This is a genomic window from Amycolatopsis coloradensis, assembly GCF_037997115.1.
In the GTDB taxonomy this organism is placed as follows: Bacteria; Actinomycetota; Actinomycetes; order Mycobacteriales; family Pseudonocardiaceae; genus Amycolatopsis; species Amycolatopsis coloradensis_A.
The window spans coordinates 457,741-475,519 of record NZ_CP150484.1 but is presented as its reverse complement, the minus strand read 5'-3'; the positions used below and the strand labels follow the sequence as shown (position 1 = coordinate 475,519).

General features: G+C 69.9%; 16 protein-coding genes, 1 other RNA gene and 2 pseudogenes. 8 read left to right on the top strand and 11 right to left on the bottom strand.

Going from position 1 to position 17,779, the window contains the following annotated elements; all coding sequences use genetic code 11:
• Positions 1 to 39: 39 nt before the first annotated feature.
• Positions 40 to 1,338, bottom strand: a complete 1,299-nt coding sequence (locus LCL61_RS02040) for a hypothetical protein (RefSeq protein WP_340685251.1) — start codon at positions 1,336 to 1,338, stop codon at positions 40 to 42.
• Positions 1,335 to 2,351 carry a glycosyltransferase family 2 protein gene (locus LCL61_RS02035; protein ID WP_340685250.1) on the bottom strand — a complete coding sequence of 339 codons (1,017 nt, stop codon included), beginning with the start codon at positions 2,349 to 2,351 and terminating at the stop codon, positions 1,335 to 1,337. Before LCL61_RS02035 ends, LCL61_RS02040 begins: the two co-directional genes overlap by 4 nt.
• 61 nt (positions 2,352 to 2,412) lie before the next feature.
• On the opposite strand from LCL61_RS02035, the gene LCL61_RS02030 reads away from it, so the two are divergent.
• Together LCL61_RS02030 and LCL61_RS42530 are read left to right on the top strand one after the other, a co-directional pair.
• A complete protein-coding gene (locus LCL61_RS02030) occupies positions 2,413 to 3,525 on the top strand; it encodes a UDP-N-acetylglucosamine 2-epimerase (protein ID WP_257483280.1) in 1,113 nt (370 codons plus the stop codon).
• Between the two features lie 389 nt (positions 3,526 to 3,914).
• Positions 3,915 to 4,094, top strand: a pseudogene (locus tag LCL61_RS42530) (IS256 family transposase); the annotation flags it as partial.
• Between the two features lie 52 nt (positions 4,095 to 4,146).
• Here the strand turns inward: LCL61_RS42530 and LCL61_RS02020 are convergent.
• Positions 4,147 to 4,875, bottom strand: coding sequence for an SDR family NAD(P)-dependent oxidoreductase (locus LCL61_RS02020; RefSeq protein ID WP_340685249.1), 729 nt, complete (start codon positions 4,873 to 4,875; stop codon positions 4,147 to 4,149).
• Positions 4,876 to 5,027: 152 nt separating this feature from the next.
• Here LCL61_RS02020 and LCL61_RS02015 point away from each other — a divergent pair, with 152 nt between their 5' ends.
• Positions 5,028 to 5,480 carry a winged helix-turn-helix transcriptional regulator gene (locus LCL61_RS02015; RefSeq protein WP_425341977.1) on the top strand — a complete coding sequence of 151 codons (453 nt, stop codon included), beginning with the start codon at positions 5,028 to 5,030 and terminating at the stop codon, positions 5,478 to 5,480.
• 192 nt (positions 5,481 to 5,672) lie between these two features.
• On the opposite strand, the gene recR is transcribed toward LCL61_RS02015, so the two are convergent.
• Together recR and LCL61_RS02005 are read right to left on the bottom strand one after the other, a co-directional pair.
• On the bottom strand, positions 5,673 to 6,269 hold the full coding sequence (recR, locus tag LCL61_RS02010) for a recombination mediator RecR (RefSeq protein ID WP_005166260.1): 597 nt from the start codon (positions 6,267 to 6,269) through the stop codon (positions 5,673 to 5,675).
• A 1-nt stretch (position 6,270) separates the two neighbouring features.
• Positions 6,271 to 6,627 (bottom strand): YbaB/EbfC family nucleoid-associated protein, encoded by a 357-nt coding sequence (locus LCL61_RS02005; RefSeq protein ID WP_007035126.1) that lies wholly within the window; start codon positions 6,625 to 6,627, stop codon positions 6,271 to 6,273.
• A gap of 68 nt (positions 6,628 to 6,695) precedes the next feature.
• Between LCL61_RS02005 and LCL61_RS02000 the strand changes: the two genes are divergently transcribed.
• Positions 6,696 to 7,562: an N-acetylmuramoyl-L-alanine amidase gene (locus tag LCL61_RS02000; RefSeq protein WP_425341976.1), complete on the top strand. Its 867-nt coding sequence runs from the start codon at positions 6,696 to 6,698 to the stop codon at positions 7,560 to 7,562.
• Between the two features lie 698 nt (positions 7,563 to 8,260).
• Here the strand turns inward: LCL61_RS02000 and LCL61_RS01995 are convergent.
• Both LCL61_RS01995 and LCL61_RS01990 read right to left on the bottom strand, forming a co-directional pair.
• The gene (locus LCL61_RS01995; protein WP_340685248.1) at positions 8,261 to 9,124 is read right to left on the bottom strand and encodes a hypothetical protein; all 864 of its coding nucleotides are present in this window, start codon (positions 9,122 to 9,124) and stop codon (positions 8,261 to 8,263) included.
• A gap of 172 nt (positions 9,125 to 9,296) precedes the next feature.
• Positions 9,297 to 9,452: pseudogene (locus LCL61_RS01990) on the bottom strand (helix-turn-helix domain-containing protein); the annotation flags it as partial.
• 250 nt (positions 9,453 to 9,702) lie between these two features.
• Here LCL61_RS01990 and LCL61_RS01985 point away from each other — a divergent pair.
• A complete protein-coding gene (locus LCL61_RS01985) occupies positions 9,703 to 10,683 on the top strand; it encodes a helix-turn-helix transcriptional regulator (RefSeq protein ID WP_340685247.1) in 981 nt (326 codons plus the stop codon).
• Entirely contained in the window at positions 10,680 to 11,441 is a 762-nt protein-coding gene (locus LCL61_RS01980; protein ID WP_340685246.1) for an endonuclease/exonuclease/phosphatase family protein, read from the top strand. The genes LCL61_RS01985 and LCL61_RS01980 overlap by 4 nt, the downstream gene beginning before the upstream one ends.
• A gap of 58 nt (positions 11,442 to 11,499) precedes the next feature.
• Here the strand turns inward: LCL61_RS01980 and LCL61_RS01975 are convergent, their stop codons facing one another.
• Positions 11,500 to 13,518, bottom strand: a complete 2,019-nt coding sequence (locus tag LCL61_RS01975; protein WP_340685245.1) for a DNA polymerase III subunit gamma and tau — start codon at positions 13,516 to 13,518, stop codon at positions 11,500 to 11,502.
• Between the two features lie 30 nt (positions 13,519 to 13,548).
• Here LCL61_RS01975 and LCL61_RS01970 point away from each other — a divergent pair, with 30 nt between their 5' ends.
• Positions 13,549 to 14,382 (top strand): fused MFS/spermidine synthase, encoded by an 834-nt coding sequence (locus LCL61_RS01970; protein WP_340685244.1) that lies wholly within the window; start codon positions 13,549 to 13,551, stop codon positions 14,380 to 14,382.
• 8 nt (positions 14,383 to 14,390) lie between these two features.
• Here the strand turns inward: LCL61_RS01970 and ffs are convergent.
• Positions 14,391 to 14,485, bottom strand: an RNA gene (gene ffs / locus LCL61_RS01965) — signal recognition particle sRNA small type.
• Between the two features lie 46 nt (positions 14,486 to 14,531).
• On the opposite strand from ffs, the gene LCL61_RS01960 reads away from it, so the two are divergent.
• Positions 14,532 to 15,422 (top strand): serine/threonine dehydratase, encoded by an 891-nt coding sequence (locus tag LCL61_RS01960; RefSeq protein ID WP_340685243.1) that lies wholly within the window; start codon positions 14,532 to 14,534, stop codon positions 15,420 to 15,422.
• Here LCL61_RS01960 and LCL61_RS01955 read toward each other — a convergent pair.
• Together LCL61_RS01955 and LCL61_RS01950 are read right to left on the bottom strand one after the other, a co-directional pair.
• Entirely contained in the window at positions 15,400 to 16,881 is a 1,482-nt protein-coding gene (locus LCL61_RS01955; RefSeq protein ID WP_340685242.1) for a sensor histidine kinase, read from the bottom strand. The genes LCL61_RS01960 and LCL61_RS01955 overlap by 23 nt on opposite strands.
• Positions 16,859 to 17,608, bottom strand: coding sequence for a response regulator transcription factor (locus LCL61_RS01950; protein WP_340685241.1), 750 nt, complete (start codon positions 17,606 to 17,608; stop codon positions 16,859 to 16,861). The genes LCL61_RS01955 and LCL61_RS01950 overlap by 23 nt, the downstream gene beginning before the upstream one ends.
• Positions 17,609 to 17,779: the final 171 nt, after the last annotated feature.

Genomic DNA, 17,779 nt, shown 5'->3' with positions numbered 1-17,779 from the left:
GGACGCCACCTCGTTCGCGGCGCGCGATGCGCGGCCACACTATCGAGACGTTTCGGAAGTTCGCGCGTTGCCCGTCGCGGGGGTGCCCCTCACCACGAACGCCATGACGACCAGCAGGCCGACGGTCGGTCCGGCGGCGAGGCCGACGACGGCGCGCACGACCGTGTCGCCGGGGAAGAACAGCAGGACCAGCGCGGTCGCGACGACGACCGCCGCCCAGGTGATCAGCACCTTCGTGGCCTTGGCCTGCGCGACGAGGACGGCGGCGAGCAGCTGCATCGCGGCCAGCAGCACCGAGGACCAGACCAGTCCGGCCATCCACCAGGCTTCGGGATCGTTCTTGGCGCTGTAGACCAGGCGCACCACCCACGGGCCGATCAGCCAGCCGATCAGCGCGCCGAGCGCCGCGAGCACCAGCGCGCCGGCCGAGCCGAGCGCGAGCAGCCTCCGCAGCCGGTGCTTGCCCTCCTCGGTGCTGGACAGGCGCACCACGGTCGGAACGGCGATGGCCTGGACCGGCGCCATCAGCGTCAACGGCGTCCTGGCCACGAACAGGGCGACGAAGAGCACGCCGAGCTTGTCCTTGTCACCGCCGGGCGCGAGCAGGCTGACCAGCGCCGGATACCCGGTGATGACGCTCGCGGTGAGCCCCGCGCCCGCCAGCAGCATCAGCATGTTCTTGACGATCGGTTTCGCGGGCACATCCGCTTCGAGCTTGGGATCGACCAGCTTGGCGGTGCCCCGGGCGAACAGCAGCCAGGCGAACGAGCCGGTCGCGGCGGCGATGGCGAACCAGTACAGCTGGGTGAGCCCGGCGACCACCAGCGCGGCGACCACGAGGATCCGCACGGCGGCCTCGACCAGGATCAGCCACGAGTAGGACCGGACGTGGTCCTGGCCGATCAGCAGGCCTCGCGCGGCGAACTGGAAAGCGAACGACAGCCCGCCCGCGAGCACGATCACCGCGAGCGCGAACTGACCGCCGTAGACCTTGTCGGTCACCGGCGGGATGAGCGTGAACAGGGCCGCGACGGCGACCGCGACCAGGCTGGTGACGAAGGCGAGCACCGCCGGGCGGCCCGCCTTGCGACCGGCGAGCGCGGCGTGCGCGGACTGCCGCGAGATCTCCTGTTCGAGCGGGGACAGGGCGGCGCCCAGCCCCATCAACATGCCCCAGAAGGAGAGCAGGACCGCGTTGTCGGCCTTCGACAGCGTCCGGCCCCAGACGACGGTGAGGACGTAGCCGAGCGCGATGGCGATCAGCAGGTAGACGCCGATGCGGCCGGCGGATTTCCCGGTGTCCTTGGCCAGTTCCTCGCTGTTCACCGTGCTGCTCATCGGCGCAGCCGGGCTCGCAGCGCCATGAAGAGGCCTCGGAGCGCTCCGGCGCCGAAGCCGGCGGCGAACACCGGGGTGAGCTGGGCGACGGCCTTGGCCTCGGCCTTGGTCGCGCCGAATTTCGTCACCGCGAACCCGGCGGCCGTCGACCCCGCGGCGGCCAGCGCGACGGCGGTCTTCGGCCGCTTCGCGGCGACACCGAGGCCGAGCACGCCGACGGCCATCGCGGCGAACAGGCCGTTGCGCGCGGGCCCGGGGGACGCGAGATACGAATCGACGAACGTGGTGCCGCGGAAATACGACTGCCCGACGAACTTCTTGAACGAATCCCGGCCGTGGTAGGTCGCGGAGAACTCGGGCGCGAGGAAGATGCGGTGGCGTTCCGCGATCCAGCGCAGAACACCCGTGTCGTCACTGGCGAAACGAACGTCTTCGAAGAGCGACTCGAATGCGTTGGACGAATCCTCGAGAACGTCCTTCGGCGCGGAAAAGAATCCGGTGCCTTTGGGGAAGACGTCGAACTCCTCGATACCGAACGACATCAACCGCGGGTTCGCGCAATAACGGCGCCACGGGATCTTGACCAGACCCGCCATGAATCCCGCATACGGATTGTGTTCGGACGCGACGTTGATGTGACCGTTCCACACGGTGCGCTCGGGATGGTCGACGAGCTGGTCGCGAAGGAAGGTGAGCGAACCGGAGTCCACGATCACGCGGCTGTCGAGCAGCAGGATCTGCCGCCCGGACGCCTTCGCGATCCCCGCGCGGCGGGCTTCGAACCGGCCGCTGTTCGGCTGGGTGAGGACGGTGATGCCGTACAGCTCCTGCAGCTTGGCGAGCTTGGCGCCGGTGCCGTCGGTGCTGCCGTCGTCGACCACGACCACCTCGACCGGCCAGTTCGCCGACTGTGCCGACGCGATCAGCGCGCCGACACTGCGATCGATCCAGTCCTGCTCGTTGTGGACGGGGATCACGACGGACAGGGCCGGGAGGAGCGAATTCGCACTCACCCCGGCGAGGCTACCTTGCGCGGCCCACCAGTATCCTTCGGGCACCGCAGACCCCGACAGAATGGCTCTTCCGGTGATTTCCTTCATTCTCGGCACCACGGCGGAACTGATCAAAATCGCGCCGGTCTACCACGGCATCCTCGAACGCGGGGTCCGGCCGAAGATCTGGTTCACCGCGCAGCACGTCGACGAGGTCTCGGACGTTCTCGCCGACCTGAACCTCCCGGAGCCCGACGTCTGGCTCGTGCCGAAGGAGAAGGCGCACAACCTGGAGTCGCCCGCGCAGGTGCCGGGCTGGGCCACGCAGGTGCTGCGCACCGCGTGGAGCCGCCGCGCCGAGCTGAAGGCCGCGCTGGTCGAGGATGGGCGTCCGCCGCTGGTGCTGGTGCACGGCGACACCTTCACCACGCCGTACGGCTCGCTCATCGGGAAGCGGATCCTCAAGTCGCGGGTCGGGCACGTCGAGGCGGGCGCGCGGTCGGGCAGCATCATGTCGCCGCTGCCGGAGGAGCTGAACCGGAAGATCGCCGCGAAGATCGTCGACATGCACTTCGCGCCGAGCGCGCGTGAGGTGAACAACCTCCGCAACGCGCGCGGCGTCGTCGTCGACACCGAGGCGAACACCGCGATCGACGCGATGCGGATGGCCATCAACGGGCCGCTCGACGTCGAGGGCCTGCCGGAGAAGTTCGGCCTCGCCACCCTGCACCGGTTCGAGCTGGTCTCGCGCGCGGAGAAGTACCGCGAGGCGCTGGAGATCCTGCGCGAGCAGAGCAAGCAGATGCCGATCCTCTACATGGCGGGCGCGCCCGAGCGCGAGAAGATCCGTTCGCTCGGCCTGGCGAACCTCTTCGACGAGAAGAACTTCATCATCCAGCCGAAGATGCGATACCTGAAGTTCCTGCCGCTGGTCGCGCGCGCCGAGTACGTCGTCACCGACTCGGGTGGCCTGTCGGCCGAGTGCTACTACCTCGGCCTGCCGTGCGCCGTGCACCGCGAGCGCACCGAGACGCCGCAGCATCTCGGCGAGACCGTCGTGCTGACCGAGATGCGCGGGGACAAGCTGCAGAACTTCCTCGACACCTACCAGAACCGCCGCGGCGAGTCCTGGGTCGACAAGTTCCACCCGTCGGAGATCATCGTCGACACGCTGGCTCGTCTGGGCTACTGCTGACGCATCGCGCCGCCTTCGCGGACTGACATGAAAGGCCCCTTCATTGCAAATTTTGCGGTGAAGGGGCCTTTCATAGCATCGGGGCCTGCTCTCATGGATGTCATGAAAGGGTCGTTCAAGACGTTTTTCGTCCTGAACGACCCTTTCATGACATCTGAATCCGAGTGCTCGTGAGCCGCCAGCCGAGTACGGGGAGCAATGCTTGGCCGACCCGCCAACATCGGCTGGGAAGGTACGACGGGCGGCTCGTCCGCGTCGTCGGTGATCGATGAGCTGGTGCGTGAGGGCGCTCGGCGGATACCGGCCGAGGCGCCGCAGGCCGAGGTTGAGTCCTATATCGCCCGGTTCGGCGGTGGGCGTGACGAAAACGGCACCGCATGGTGGTGCATGACGTTGAGGAGCTACTGGCGTTCTATGGCTACCCTGCCGAGCACTGGATCCACCTGCGCACCTCGAACCCGATCGAGTCGACCTTTGCCACCGTGTGGCACCGCACCAAGGTCACCATGGGGCCGGGCTCGCGCGCGGCTGGGCCGGCCATGGCGTTCAAGCTGATCGAGGCTGCTCAGTAAGCACGCTTCGACAACGGCAAACTCGTCGAACGACCCGTGAGGACGCTGCCTAGTCTGCCCTCGACGAGGCCGATCCACCGTCCTGACCCACCCGCTGGGCGACGAGGTCGCGGAACACGTCGAGGTCGCCGATGACCTCCTCGGCCCGGTCTCGCTGCAGGTGCATGCGGTAGTAGCGGGCGCCGATGGCGTCAGGGTCGGCCTCACCGCCGCCGGGAATGACGCCGGAGGCGATCGTCACCGTCGCCGCGTGGATACCCTGGGGGCGCAGTTCGGTGTGCAGGGCGTGCGCCCAGTTTCGCAAGGCGGCCATGGCCAGACCGACGTTGGCCAGGAATGGCGCGGGGACGGTGGAGGATACGCCGGTGGTCAAAAGTATCGTGCCCTCACCACGGGCGCGCATGTCCGGCAGCACCTGCCCCACGGCCGTCACCGCGCCCAGCACATGCAACTCGAACTGCGCCGTGGCCGAGGCGACCGTGGTCTGCGCGGCGTGGGTGATCGACCCGGTCGGGCTGGGACTGTAGGTCAGCACATCGACCGGTCCCAGCGTGTCCCCGGCCGCAGCGAGCGCGGCGGCCAGCGCACCACGATCATGGATGTCCGCGGGAAACGCCGCAGCGGTGACACCCCCCTCAGCCAACTCGCTGACCAGGCTGTCCAGTCGGTCCTTGGTACGGGCAATCAACCCGACGCGGAAGCCGCGGCTACCGAACGTCCGGGCGACCCCCATCCCCAGCCCCGGGCCAGCACCGACAACCACGAGCGTCTTCGCCACCACAACATCCCTTCCGGCCACCGCGGCTCAAGCCGAACGTTCCCGACCCATCGTCAGGCGGTTACTCTTTGTTCGTAGCACCATGATTTGTCACTGAACCGTCGGTGGCAAGACGGCACATTCATGTCGGTGACACACACGGAGGTAACCCCTTGACGACCTACAGGAGGAACACCTCGCCAGCCGCGCGGCACCGCGACGTCAGGCCCCATCCACTCACAGATGCCAACGGTGACGAGCCGGACGACGAGGTATGCCGGCAGGTGCTGGGGATCCTCGCCCTGATCGGCGACAAGTGGAGCATCCTGGTCATCGGGCAACTTCGCGATCAGACCCTGCGCTTCAGCGAGCTGCACCGCGCGGTCACCGGCATCTCACAGCGCATGCTCACCCTGACCCTGCGGCAACTCGAACGCGACGGCCTCCTCACCCGCACCGTGCACCCCGACGTTCCCCCACGCGTCGACTACGCGCTCACCCCACTCGGCACGACGCTGCTGGACTCCGTCACCGCCCTCGGCGAATGGGCCACCACTCACCGACACGAGATCAACGACAACCGACACCGCTACGACGTGACCCACCAAGCGATCCGAGGGACTTGACAATTCCTCAGTACAGGTCAGCGAACCCGCTAAGCGCGTGAAGCCCCCTTCCCTCGGCTGACCCGAGGGACGGCCTCCTCGAAGTCGAGGTCGAGCGCTCGGGCGAGGACGACTTTGCGCAGGTNCCAGCCTGTCCGGTTCATGTCCTGCCACCGCGCTGACCCGAGGGAAGGGGGCTTCACGCGCTAGGGACTAGAGAGCCCGCCGGCCGGAGAGGGCGCGCCCCAGCGTCAGCTCGTCCGCGAACTCCAGGTCACCGCCCATCGGCAGACCGGACGCCAGCCGCGTCACGGTCAGGCCGGGGAAGTCGCGCAGCATCCGCACGAGGTACGTCGCGGTGGCCTCGCCTTCGGTGTTCGGGTCGGTCGCGATGATGATCTCGCTGATCTCCGCGCCACCGATCCGCGCGAGCAGCTCCCGCATGCGCAGCTGCTCCGGCCCGATGCCGGACAACGGGTCCAGCGCGCCGCCGAGCACGTGGTAGCGGCCCTTGAACTCGCGCGTCCGTTCGACGGCGAGCACGTCCTTCGGCTCCTCGACCACGCAGATGACCGTGAGATCGCGGCGGGTGTCGCGGCAGATCCGGCAGGTCTCCTGCTCCGAGACGTTGCCGCAGACCTCGCAGAACTGCACGCCTTCCTTGACCTTGCCGAGCACTTCCTGCAGGCGCGCGATATCCGCGGGATCGGCGGCCAGCAGGTGGAAGGCGATCCGCTGCGCGCTCTTGGGACCGACGCCGGGCAACCGCCCGAGTTCGTCGATCAGATCCTGGACGACACCCTCGTACAAGCTAGCCGCCGAGCCCGGGGAAGCCGCCGAGGTCGGGCATCCCGCCACCGAGGCCGCCGGCGAGCGGGCCGAGCTTCTGCTCGGTCAGCTTCTGCGCGTTGGCCGAAGCGTCCCGCACGGCCGCGACGACCAGGTCGGACAGGGTCTCGACATCGTCGGGGTCGACCACCTTGGGGTCGATGGACAGCGACTTGAGCTGGCTGTCGCCGGACACGGTCGCGGTGACCAGGCCGCCGCCGGAAGTACCGGTCACCTCCGTGTTGGCCAGCTCTTCCTGGGCCTCGACCAGCTTCTGCTGCATCTGCTGGGCCTGTTGCATGATCTGCGACAGGTCGAAGCCGCCACCGGGTTGCACCATGATCCGATCGGTCCTCTCCTGGAAAATCCCGTGCCGCCTACCAGCCTAGCCGTCACGTGTGTGGCACCGTGGGCGCCGTGCGACGACGGCTGGGCCTTGTGGTGGCGATCGGATTGACGCTGTTCACGGCGTGCGGGGTGGACACCCCCGCGTCATCGCCGTCGAGTCCGGCCCCGCCCGGCACCACGACGGTCTTCACCACCCTTCCGCAGCCGAGTCCCACGACGAGCACGCCGCCGTCTTCGAGCGCGCCGCCGCCTCCGAGCACGCAGCAGCCGAAAACGGGCAAGGTCGTCGTGCTCGATCCCGGTCACAACGGCGGGAACTCCGGCAAGCCGGGCGAGATCAACAGGCAGGTCCCGGCGGGGCGCGGCAAGACGAAACCGTGCAACACCACCGGAACGTCGACGAACTCCGGCTATTCCGAGCACGCGTTCACCTGGGACGTCTCGCAGCGGATCTCGCAGGCGTTGACGGCCAAGGGAATCCGCGTCGTCCTTACCCGGCAGAACGACACCGGGGTCGGGCCGTGCGTCGACGAACGCGCCGCGATCGGGAACGACGCGCAGGCGGACGCGGTCGTATCGATCCACGCGGACGGCTCGAATTCCGCCGGGGCGCACGGTTTCCACGTCGCCTACTCGGCACCGCCGCTGAACGCCCAGCAGGGCGAGCCCTCGATGAAACTCGCGACGGCGTTGCGGGACGGACTCCGCGCGGGCGGCTTCCCGACGTCGACGTACCTCGGGTCGAACGGGCTCGCCCCGCGCGCCGACCTCGGGGGGCTCAACCTCTCGACGCGGCCCGCCGCGCTCGTCGAATGCGGGAACATGCGCAACGCCGCCGAAGCCGCGGCGATGGCGAGCGAAGAAGGACGTCAGCAGTACGCCGCCGTCATCGCGAAGGCCATCGAGGACTACCTCGCCGGGGCGTGAGTGGCGATTCGGGTTATTGAGGGGAAGGGCAAACGTGGCGTGATCGACTCCCTGTCACGCGGGCCGTCTTCGCCGACTTCGTGATGAGATCACCGCCCTGGACAACAGGGTTCCGGACTGACTTGCCGGCCGACTCCGGCGTGAAGTGTCCACCTGGGACGCTTCACGCCGATTGTGCGCCCGATTGATGTCATGATGCCCGCTTCTTGCCGAGGTCGCGAGCGGCAAAGACGGTTAGAACGATCATTGCCACTCACACCCCCCGCACAAAGCGCCCAAATCGGGCACGCGGGGGGTCTTTGTGTCCCTTGTAGACAGTGGGGTCGCGATCAGCCCGGCAGGCCGGGCCTCCAGCACGCAGCACGCCACATCTGACCTTCCCCTCAATAGAACCCGAATCGCCACTCACGACCACCTGGACCTAGGGCTTGAACAGCGCCGGGCTGCCGGTGACCTCGACGGAGCCCGGCCCGGTCTCCGGCCGCGTCCCGTCCAGGAGTTCCACCGTGCCAGGGGCGGGAAGGCGCGCGGTGCCTGCGGGCGCCCACGCGATCCGGAACTCCTCGCCGTCCCGCTCGAACCGGCATCGCCACAGGTTCTCCGGCGACCCGGCCCGCCCACCGGCTGCAGCACGATCGGCACGCGGTCGCTTCCCCAGTTGTAGAAGTACATCCGCTTGAACCGCGCATAGAGCCCGGTCAGGTAGAAGCGGGCGGCGTAGTCCGCGGCGAGCGCGGGCTCGACCGGCGGTTGCAGCGGGACGTCGAAATCGGTGCCGGTGCTCCACAGGTTCGCGTGCCCGTTGGCGCGGTGGAACTCCGCTCGACCTCGTCCGCGATGGCGAGCATGGTCTCGGGCGGATCCGCCATCCTGCCCGGATGCAGCTTGACGGCCGCGGCGTCGCAGCTTTCGTAGCCGCGGAGTTCGCCGAACCGTTCCAGGGTCCGCCGGGCCGCGGGGTCACCGAGCTGCCCCATCGACGGGCAGACCACCACGGCGCCGGGACCACCCGCCTTGATGATCCGGCTCGCCCGCCGGACCATCTCCACCAGCCGTTCGACCGGACCGGTGAAGTACTTGGGGTGGTTGGCCATGTCCCACAGTTCGTAGGACTCGATCCGGCCGCGGTACCGCTCGACCACCTTCCCGACGAACGTGTCCCAGTCCGCGAGGTCGTCGGGCGCCGCCGCGCGGGAGCCGTCCGGGTAGGCCGACGGCGGTCCGCCAGGCGCCGCCCAGCCGGGTGTGCCGCCGAAGACGAACAGCACCGGGAGCCCTGCCCGGCCCGCGCCGTCGACCATTCTGTCCAAAGTGGACCATTCCGGCCTGCCACGCCGCGGTTCCAGGTTCTGCCAGCGGGTTCCCGAATCCCAGAGCCGGACGGCCCCGGCGCCGAACGACGGCATCAGCCCCGTCTCGCTGTTCGCGGTCACCCCGAAGAACTCTTCGCCCACCGGGGCAGGGAGGTCCGTCCACATCGGGGGGTGGACCGTCCGCGCGACCGGTTCCGCCGCGGGCACGGCGCTCGCCCCGACCAGGGTGACCATGGCGAGCGAGGCCACCAGCGGCCACCATCCGATCCGGTGCCGCGCTCTGGGCTCCGGCACCGGATCGGGCGCGGGAGGCGCGGACGCGACATCCCCTTGCCGCGTCCGCACGTTCCCACAACCGGAAGAGCGCCGACAGTTCGTCGCGCCCCGCATCGCAGGCCGTCGCGATCCGTTCCAGCGGCCCGAAAGCGGCCGGGACACTGGCACCGCTGCAGTAGCGGTGAACGGTCGAACGGCTCAGATGTGCCTTGACGCCGATCCGTTCGTAGCTGTGGCCGCTACGCCGTTTCAGCTCTTCGAGCAGTTCCGCCAAGGCCCGGCCGTGTCCTCCCCCTGCCATGGATCCCTCCCCGCGTGGCGCCTACTAAGCGTCACCGATGGACCCAGCGACGGGACACACCTTTTCGTCCCAGCGAAAACATCCCCGGCGTGAGACCTCCCGATGGTCGTCCCACGCGCCGGTGTCTCCGCAGGTCGGCGCCGGGTTTCCGTCCCACCCTCCCGGATTGGGCCGAATGGCTTGTCTCGGCATGTCCGGCACGTTTGAGTTACCGGCGGAGAAGAAAATGCCGTCTTGAGGGGGACTGGGCATGACTCTGCGCATGATCTTCGATCGGAAGGATCTCCAGGGGATCCGGATAGCCGAAGCACCCGACCCGCTGTGGGAACTGGTCCTCGGTTCGCATCAGCTGAGGGAGGATCGCCCGTCGGCCTGGCGGCAGCAGGTCCGGCTGAACCTGCGCCAGAACGAAGAAGCGGCACGATCGCTGAAGACCTTGTTCACGCTGGTTCCACCGAAGGGCAACTTTCCCGACTTCCTGACCCCGCCCACCTCGGCGGGTTCCTTCGAAAGCGGGCTCGAGGCGGTGGCGTGCACGCCTCGCGGGCGGTTGCGCGCCGATCTCCGGACCGTGTTCACCGGTGCCGCACCGCCCTGGGTGAAACGGCTCGCCGACGGTGATCGTGAGGAGGTCAGCGGGGTCGTCGGCGCGCTGCGGGACGCGTACGGCTTGGTGATCGAGCCGTTCTGGCACAGCATGCGCGAGACCGTCGCCGCCGACCGGGCACGGCGGGTCCGCACGCTGGCCACCGAGGGGGCGGGGGCGATGATGCGCGGCATCCCCGGCGTCCGCGGCTGGGACGGCGAGGTGCTGGAGATCGCGTACCCACGGGAACGGACCGTCCATCTCGACGGCCGGGGGCTGACCTTGATCCCGAGCCGGTTCTGCGCCAACACGCCGGTCACGTTCATCGATCCGGCGCTGCCGCCGGTGCTGCTGTACCCGGCCAGGGTGACCGGCGCCCACCCGGCGGGCGTGTCCCCCGAACTGGTGGCGCTCCTCGGCCGGACCCGTGCCGAAAGCCTCGGCGCGCTGCGTGTCCCGCGCACGACCAGCAAGCTGGCCTCATGCCTCGGCACGTCGATCGGCACGGCCAGCAAACAGGCCGCCGTGCTGCGCGAGGCCGGGCTCGTCACCAGTGCCCGGCAGGGCAGCGCCATCCTGCACCACCTCACCCGGCTCGGCACGGCACTGCTCGCCAGGGAACTCCACGAAGGGACCGCTCCATGAAATCGGTACTCGCCGCCGTCGCCCTGGTCGTGGGCACGGCCGCCCCCGTCGCCGCGGCGACGGACTTCCCGGTGCTGCAGATGAACCTGTGCCGGAGCGGGGTCGCGAACTGCTTCAACCAGGGTGGGACGAACCCGATGGCGAAGGCGGCGAGCACGATCGTCGCGGTGAACCCTGCCGTCGTGACCTTGAACGAGGCCTGCTCGTCGGAAACGACGAGGCTGGCCGCCGACGTCAAGGCGCGGTCCGGCCGGGCGTACACGGTCGTGTGGCAGCCCGTCGGCAAGAAGGAGAACGGCCGGACGTCACCGTATCCGTGCACGTCGGGGCGTGGCGAGTACGGCATCGCGGTGCTGGCCAGGCAAGACCTCGGCGCGGTGAAGGCGCGCGAAGGCGGCTACTACGGGCCTCAGGACGGCGGCGCGGAACAGCGCGCCTACCTGTGCGCGAAGTTCGGCACGGTCACCGCGTGCACGACGCATTTGTCAACAAAGCGACCCACGGTCGAACAGCAGTGCCAGGACCTGAAGGGCCTGCTGGCGAAGTACGGCACCGGCACCGTGTTCGGCGGTGACCTGAACCTGCGCTACCCGGGCGACCCTAGCGCGCAGGCGTGCGTCCCCGCGGGCTCGTTCCGGAAGGGCGACGGCGGCGTGCAGCACATCATCGCCGGTGGCGCCTTCGGCTTCGGAAGCTCCGGGAAGACGTCGATCCCCGGCACCGACCACCCGGCGTGGCGGGTCACCCTGACCCGCTGACCCCGCGTTTCGTCCTCTGGATGTGGTCCTTGCGCGTGCAAGGACCACATGCAGAGGACTACTTGCGCTCGTCGAGCGGGCGGGCGTTGAGATGGTCGGCGAGCAGCTTCCGGGCGATCTCTTCCGGATCCTGCTCGGGCGGGAGCGGCGGAGGCGGCGGGGCGGGGCTCGCGTCCTCGTTGTAGAGGTCCTCGTCCTCCTCGACCGGCTCGGGCGGGAGCGGAATGTCCGGCTCGGAGGTCGTCACCTTCGGCCGCTGGGGCTCCGGCTTGGGCGCGGGTGGCGCAGGAGGGGCGGCGGGCGCTTCGACGGACCGGCGGGTGAAGGACCGCTCGGGCGCCGGTGGCTGCGGCGCGGCCTTGGGCGCTGCGGCCTGCCGGGCCTGTGCGGCGCCGTGGACGCAGCGCACCTGCCAGTCGCCGCCGAAGACCTCCTTGAACGCGGTCGCGACGCGCTCCGCGTTGTGCGGCTCGGAAAGCCGTCGGGCCAGCGGCTCGGCGCTGTGTGTGAGCGTGACGGCGTTGCCCTCGACACTTACCACGCTGGCCTGCGTGAGCATCGCTTCGGTGCTGCGGCCGCCCGGCACCTTGCGGATCGCGGCGAGCACCTGCGGCCAGCGGCCGCGGATCCCGTCCACGTCCGTCGCGCCATCGGAAGCCGCGGCGGGAGCGGGCGCGGCGGCCGGGGGCGGGGTGGGCCGCTCGATGACCGGCTCGGGCCGCGCGGCGGGCCGTGGAGCGGGCTGCTGGGCGGCTTGGGGAGCCGGCGCGGCCTGCGGCTGCGCGGGTGCGGCGGCCCGTTGCGACGGCCGCTGGAACTCGCGCACGGGCTCACCCGCCGGAGCGACCGGAGCGGACTGGGCCACCGGAGCGGCTTGAGCGGCCGGCGCCGGAACGGCGGCGACGGCTGCCGGAGCCGATGCGGCACGGCGTTCGAGCCGTTCGAGCCGGGCGAGCAACGCGTCGGTGCCCTCGGCGACCGACGGCAGCAGCATCCGGGCCGTGAGCAACTCCAGCACCAGCCTCGGCGAGGTCGCGCCCCGCATCTCCAAAAGTCCATTGTGGACGATGTCGGCGTAGCGCGAGAGCGTGGCGGGCTCCAGTGCGCCCGCCTGCTCCTTCATCTTCTTGAGTTCGTCGTCCGGCGCGGCGACGAGTCCGCGCTCACCCGCGTCGGGCACCGAACGCAACATCACCAGGTCACGCAGGCGGTCGAGCAGGTCGGTGGCGAACCGGCGCGGGTCGTGCCCGGCCTCGGCGAGCCGCTCGACGGTGCCGAACACCGCGGCCGCGTCGTCCGCGGCCAGCGCGTCGACCATGCCGTCGATGAGCGCGACGTCGGTGACGCCCAGCAGCGACACCGCGCGCGAGTAGTCGACGCCGTCCGGCCCGGCCCCCGCCAGCAGCTGGTCCAGCACCGACTGCGTGTCCCGCGCCGAACCCCCGCCCGCGCGGATGACCAGCGGATACACCGCGGGCTCGACCTTCGCGCCCTCGGCGGCGACGTTGCGTTCCAGCAGTTCACGCATGGAACTGGGCGGGATGAGCCGGAAGGGGTAGTGGTGCGTCCGCGACCGGATGGTGGGGAGCACCTTGTCCGGTTCGGTGGTCGCGAAGATGAAGATCAGGTGCTCCGGCGGCTCTTCCACGATCTTCAGCAGGGCGTTGAAGCCCTGCGTGGTGACCATGTGCGCCTCGTCGATGATGAAGACGCGGTAGCGCGAGTCGGCCGGGGCGTAGAAGGCCCTGTCCCGCAGCTCGCGGGCGTCGTCGACACCACCGTGGCTGGCGGCGTCGAGTTCGGTGACGTCGACGCTGCCGGGGCCTTCGGGCGCGAGGTTGCGGCACGAGTTGCACTCGCCGCACGGGTCCGGCGTCGGGCCCTTCGCGCAGTTCAACGACCGCGCCATGATGCGGGCACTGGACGTCTTGCCGCAGCCGCGCGGGCCGGAGAAGAGGTAGGCGTGGTTGATGCGGCCGGCGGCCAGCGCCGTGCGCAGCGGATCGGTCACATGCTCCTGCCCGACGACCTCGGCGAAGGTAGCCGGACGGTACTTTCGGTATAGAGCTAGAGCCACGGCCGCGAGACTACCGGGAGGGCCCGACAGGTGAGACCGGCACCGACCCCCGGCAGGTATCCGGTCCGCTTCGGCACCGCCGAACTGCTCCAGGACGCCGACCGCCCCAACGCCTGGCTGATCTCGGTCGACGGTGTGGCCCAGTCGCACGTCGATCTCGACGATCCCACGGATCTCGAGTTCGACTACATCCGCCGGATCGCCGACATCGTCGACTGTCTCGGCGAAGGCCCGCTCGACGCGCTGCACGTCGGCGGGGCGGCCTGCACGCTGCCCCGCTACATCGCCGCGGCGCGGCCGCGGTCACGGCAACTGGTCTTCGACGCCGACGGTGAACTCGTCGCGCTCGTCCGGGAGCAACTGGGCCTGAAGGGGCTGAAGGTCCGTGTCGGCGACGGCCGCGAAGGCGTCTCCGGCAGGTACGACGCTTCGGCCGACCTGGTCATCGTGGACGCTTTCGAACGCGGCGTCCTGGCCGGTGGGCTCGCGACCGTCGAGTTCACGAGCGAGATCGCGCGGGTCCTCCGCCCGGCCGGGACCTACGTCGCCAACGTCTCCGACGGGCCGAACCTGCCGTTCCTCCGCCGGTTCCTGGCGACACTGGCGAGTTCCTTCCCCCACCTGGCGATCTTGGCCGAGCCAGGCGTCCTCCGGGGCCGCCGCTTCGGGAACATCGTGGTCGCCGCTTCGCGCGCCGAACTGCCGGTCGAGGACCTGACCCGGCGAGCCGCGTCGTCCGCCTACCCGGCTCGCTGCGTCGCGGGAGAAGACCTCCGGCAGCTCCAAGGCAAGGCGCGCCCCATCGCCGACGCGGAAGCCCTGCCGTCGCCTGTGCCGCCCAAGGACGTGTTCGGGATCTTCTAGCCCCACAAAAAAGGGGATCCCGCGCACCCGTCAGAGCTTGCTTATCCTTGCTGCCTTCCGGCCCTGGGGAGGTTCACAAGATGGACGCCGCGCGGGATCCGGGGACCAGTGTAGTCACTCCCGTCCATACATGGAGGACAGTGGGGGGTATGAGCACTCCGACCTGGGCAGATGTCCGAAAGGCCGCCGAGGCCGTCCACCCGTTCGTGCGACACACGCCGCTGCTGCGCACCGAGGTCGACGGGCGGCCGCTGGTCCTCAAGCTGGAGCATCTGCAGCGGAGCGGATCGTTCAAACTGCGGGGCGCGGTGAACGCGCTGGTGAGCGGCCCGTTGCCGGAACGGGTGCTGACGGCGTCCGGCGGCAACCACGGGCTGGGCGTGGCGACGGCGGCTTCGCTGCTGGATCTGCCTGCGACGGTGTACGTGCCGGAGTCGGCTCCGCAGGCGAAGACGGCTCGGATCGAGGCGACGGGCGCCAAGCTCATCCGCCACGGAGCGACGTACGCGGAGGCGGCTGCGAAGGCGCTCGAAGCCGCCTCCGAGCCGGGTACGCGGTATCTGCACGCGTATGACGATCTCGCCGTCGTCGCCGGTCAGGGCACTGTGGCGGCCGAAGTGGTCCAGGACGCGCCGGACGTCGACGCGTTCCTGGTCGCGGTCGGCGGTGGCGGGCTGGTCGCGGGGACGTCGCTGGCCGGGGTGCCGACGTACGCCGTCGAGCCGGAGCGATGCCGTGCGCTCAGCGCGGCGTTGGAGGCGGGCGAGCCGGTGGACGTGGAGATCGACTCGGTGGCCGCGTCCGCGCTGGGCGCGACCAGGATCGGGAACGTCCCGTTCGCCGTGCTCCGCGATCGCGTGACGTCCGTGCTGGTCAGCGACGCGGAACTGCTCGCCGCGCGGGACCGGCTCTGGGACGAGTTCCGCCTCGCCGTCGAACCGGCGGCCGCGGTCCCGTTCGCCGCGTGGCTGGCGTGGCGGACCGAGGGCGAGCTGCCCTGCGTCGTCCTGTGCGGTGCTAACAGTGACTGGACGCCCTGAGCACGACCCGGAATTCCGTCCGTCCTGGGCGGCTCGCGACCCCGACCTGCCCGCCGTGCGCGGCGACGACGGCCGCGACGATGGCCAGGCCCAGTCCGGTGCTGCCGGCGGCCCGCGATCGTGAGTCGTCGCCGCGGGCGAAACGTTCGAAGACCTCCGGGAGGATCTCCGGCGGGATCCCCGGTCCGCCGTCGGCAATGGACAGTGTCACCGTCGAGTCCACTATGGACAAAGCGGTGGCGACCTCGGTCCCCGCCGGGGTGTGCGTGCGCGCGTTGCCGAGGAGGTTGATCACCACCTGGTGCAGCTGATCCGCGTCGCCGAGGACGGTGATCGGCTCCGGCGGGACCTCCAGCAGCCATTTGTGCTCCGGCCCGGCGACGTGCGCGTCGGCGACGGCGTCCGCGACCAGCCTGGAGAGATCGACCGGCTGGTGCACCACCGGACGACCGGAGTCGAGCCTGGCCAGCAGCAGCAGATCCTCGACCAGGCCGGTCATCCTGGTCGACTCCGACTCGACCCGGCCCATCGCGAACGCGATGTCCGGTGGCACCTCGGAACCGGAGCGCCGGCTGAGTTCCGCGTAGCCGCGAATGGCCGCGAGCGGCGTCCGGAGTTCGTGGCTGGCGTCCGCGACGAACCGGCGCACCCGGCTTTCACTGGCCTGGCGGGCGGAAAGCGCGTTCGAGATGTGGCCGAGCATGCGGTTGAGCGCGAAGCCGACCTTCCCGACCTCGGTGCGCGGATCGGTGTCCACTTCGGACACTCGCTCGGACAGGGCGACCTCGCCGCGGTCGAGCGGGAGCTCGGCGACCCTGGTCGCGGTGGCGGCCAGTCGATCGAGGGGTTTCATGGTGCGCCGCACGGTCACCGCGCCGAGCGCGCCCGCCAGCAGGACGCCGCCGACGGCGACCCCGCCGAAGATGAAACCCAGGTTCCACAAGGTGTCCGTGACGTCCTTTGTGGGCAGTCCGGTGATCGCGACACCGCCGTTGGACGACGGCTTGGCCACCACGCGGTACTCCCCCAGTGATCCGAGGTCCACGTCGGTGGGCTTGTCGGTCGGCGTCGACCGCAACAGGGCCGAGAGCTGGGCCGGGCCGATCGGGTCGTGGGGGAACGGGTCGGCGACCTTCGCGTCGTAGCTGGACCGCAGCACCGCCGCGACCACCCGCCCGTCCGGGAGGATGTTCACGAACAACGAACCGGTGCTCTGGCCGTACGCGCGCAGGCCTTCCGGCACCCGTTCCCCGCCCGGGCGCCCCGGCGGCGGCGGACGGCTGGCGCGTTCGCCGGTCTCGGCGATCCGCGCGTCGAGCTGGTCGATCAGGAAGTCCCGCAGCGCCAGTTCGGTCACCACGCCCACCACCAGGCAGACGAGCGCGAGCAGCCCCGCGACCTGCGCGATCAGCCGCCGCCGCAGGGACCAAGGCCGCCTACCCCGCGGGTTTGAGGACATACCCGGCGCCGCGCATCGTGTGGATCATCGGTTCCCTGTCGGCGTCGATCTTCTTGCGGAGGTAGGAGATGTACAGCTCGACGATATTGGCCTGGCCGCCGAAGTCGTAGCTCCACACTCGGTCGAGGATCTGCGCCTTGGACAGCACGCGTTTGGGATTGCGCATGAGATAACGCAGCAGTTCGAACTCGGTCGCGGTCAGCGGCACCAGGTCGCCGCCGCGGTGCACTTCGCGGCTGTCCTCGTCCAAGGTCAGGTCACCGACGACCAGCATCGATCCGCTCGGCCCGGCGACACCGCCCGCGCGCCGCTGCAGCGCGCGCAGCCGCAACGCGACCTCCTCCAGGCTGAACGGTTTGGTGACGTAGTCGTCGCCGCCCGCGGTGAGCCCGGCGATCCGGTCCTCCACCGCGTCCTTCGCGGTCAGGAACAGCACCGGCAGGTTCGGCACCTCGGACCGCAGGCGGCGCAGGACCTCCAGGCCGCTCATATCCGGCAGCATGACGTCCAGCACCACCGCGTCCGGCCGGAATTCCCGCGCGACGCGGACGGCCCCGGTGCCGTCGGCGGCGGTGCGGATGTCCCAGCCCTCCATGCGCAGCGCCATCGACACGAGTTCGGACAAGGTCGCCTCGTCGTCGACGACCAGCACCCGCACGGGGCTGCCGTCGGCACGGCGCAGGCCGGCCTTCGCGGAACCGGACGAAGGGACGTTCACACTGGTCATGGTGCCATCGTGGGCGGCGCCGATGAGGCTTCTCTGTGTGCCGCCTGTGCGTTTCCTGTGAACGATCACCCTGCCGGNGGCGGCGCCGATGAGGCTTCTCTGTGTGCCGCCTGTGCGTTTCCTGTGAACGATCACCCTGCCGGGGAGGAATCACAGCGCGTGCCCACCGGT

What these genes read in the sequence shown, in the direction of transcription:
- LCL61_RS02030 (WP_257483280.1), top strand. Translation starts at nt 2,413, where the DNA reads ATGGCTCTTCCGGTGATTTCCTTCATTCTCGGCACCACGGCGGAACTG.
- LCL61_RS01980 (WP_340685246.1), top strand. Translation starts at nt 10,680, where the DNA reads ATGAAATCGGTACTCGCCGCCGTCGCCCTGGTCGTGGGCACGGCCGCC.
- LCL61_RS01950 (WP_340685241.1), bottom strand. Translation starts at nt 17,608, where the DNA reads ATGACCAGTGTGAACGTCCCTTCGTCCGGTTCCGCGAAGGCCGGCCTG.
- LCL61_RS02005 (WP_007035126.1), bottom strand. Translation starts at nt 6,627, where the DNA reads ATGGTGCAACCCGGTGGCGGCTTCGACCTGTCGCAGATCATGCAACAG.
- LCL61_RS01955 (WP_340685242.1), bottom strand. Translation starts at nt 16,881, where the DNA reads ATGTCCTCAAACCCGCGGGGTAGGCGGCCTTGGTCCCTGCGGCGGCGG.
- LCL61_RS02040 (WP_340685251.1), bottom strand. Translation starts at nt 1,338, where the DNA reads ATGAGCAGCACGGTGAACAGCGAGGAACTGGCCAAGGACACCGGGAAA.
- LCL61_RS01985 (WP_340685247.1), top strand. Translation starts at nt 9,703, where the DNA reads ATGACTCTGCGCATGATCTTCGATCGGAAGGATCTCCAGGGGATCCGG.
- LCL61_RS01960 (WP_340685243.1), top strand. Translation starts at nt 14,532, where the DNA reads ATGAGCACTCCGACCTGGGCAGATGTCCGAAAGGCCGCCGAGGCCGTC.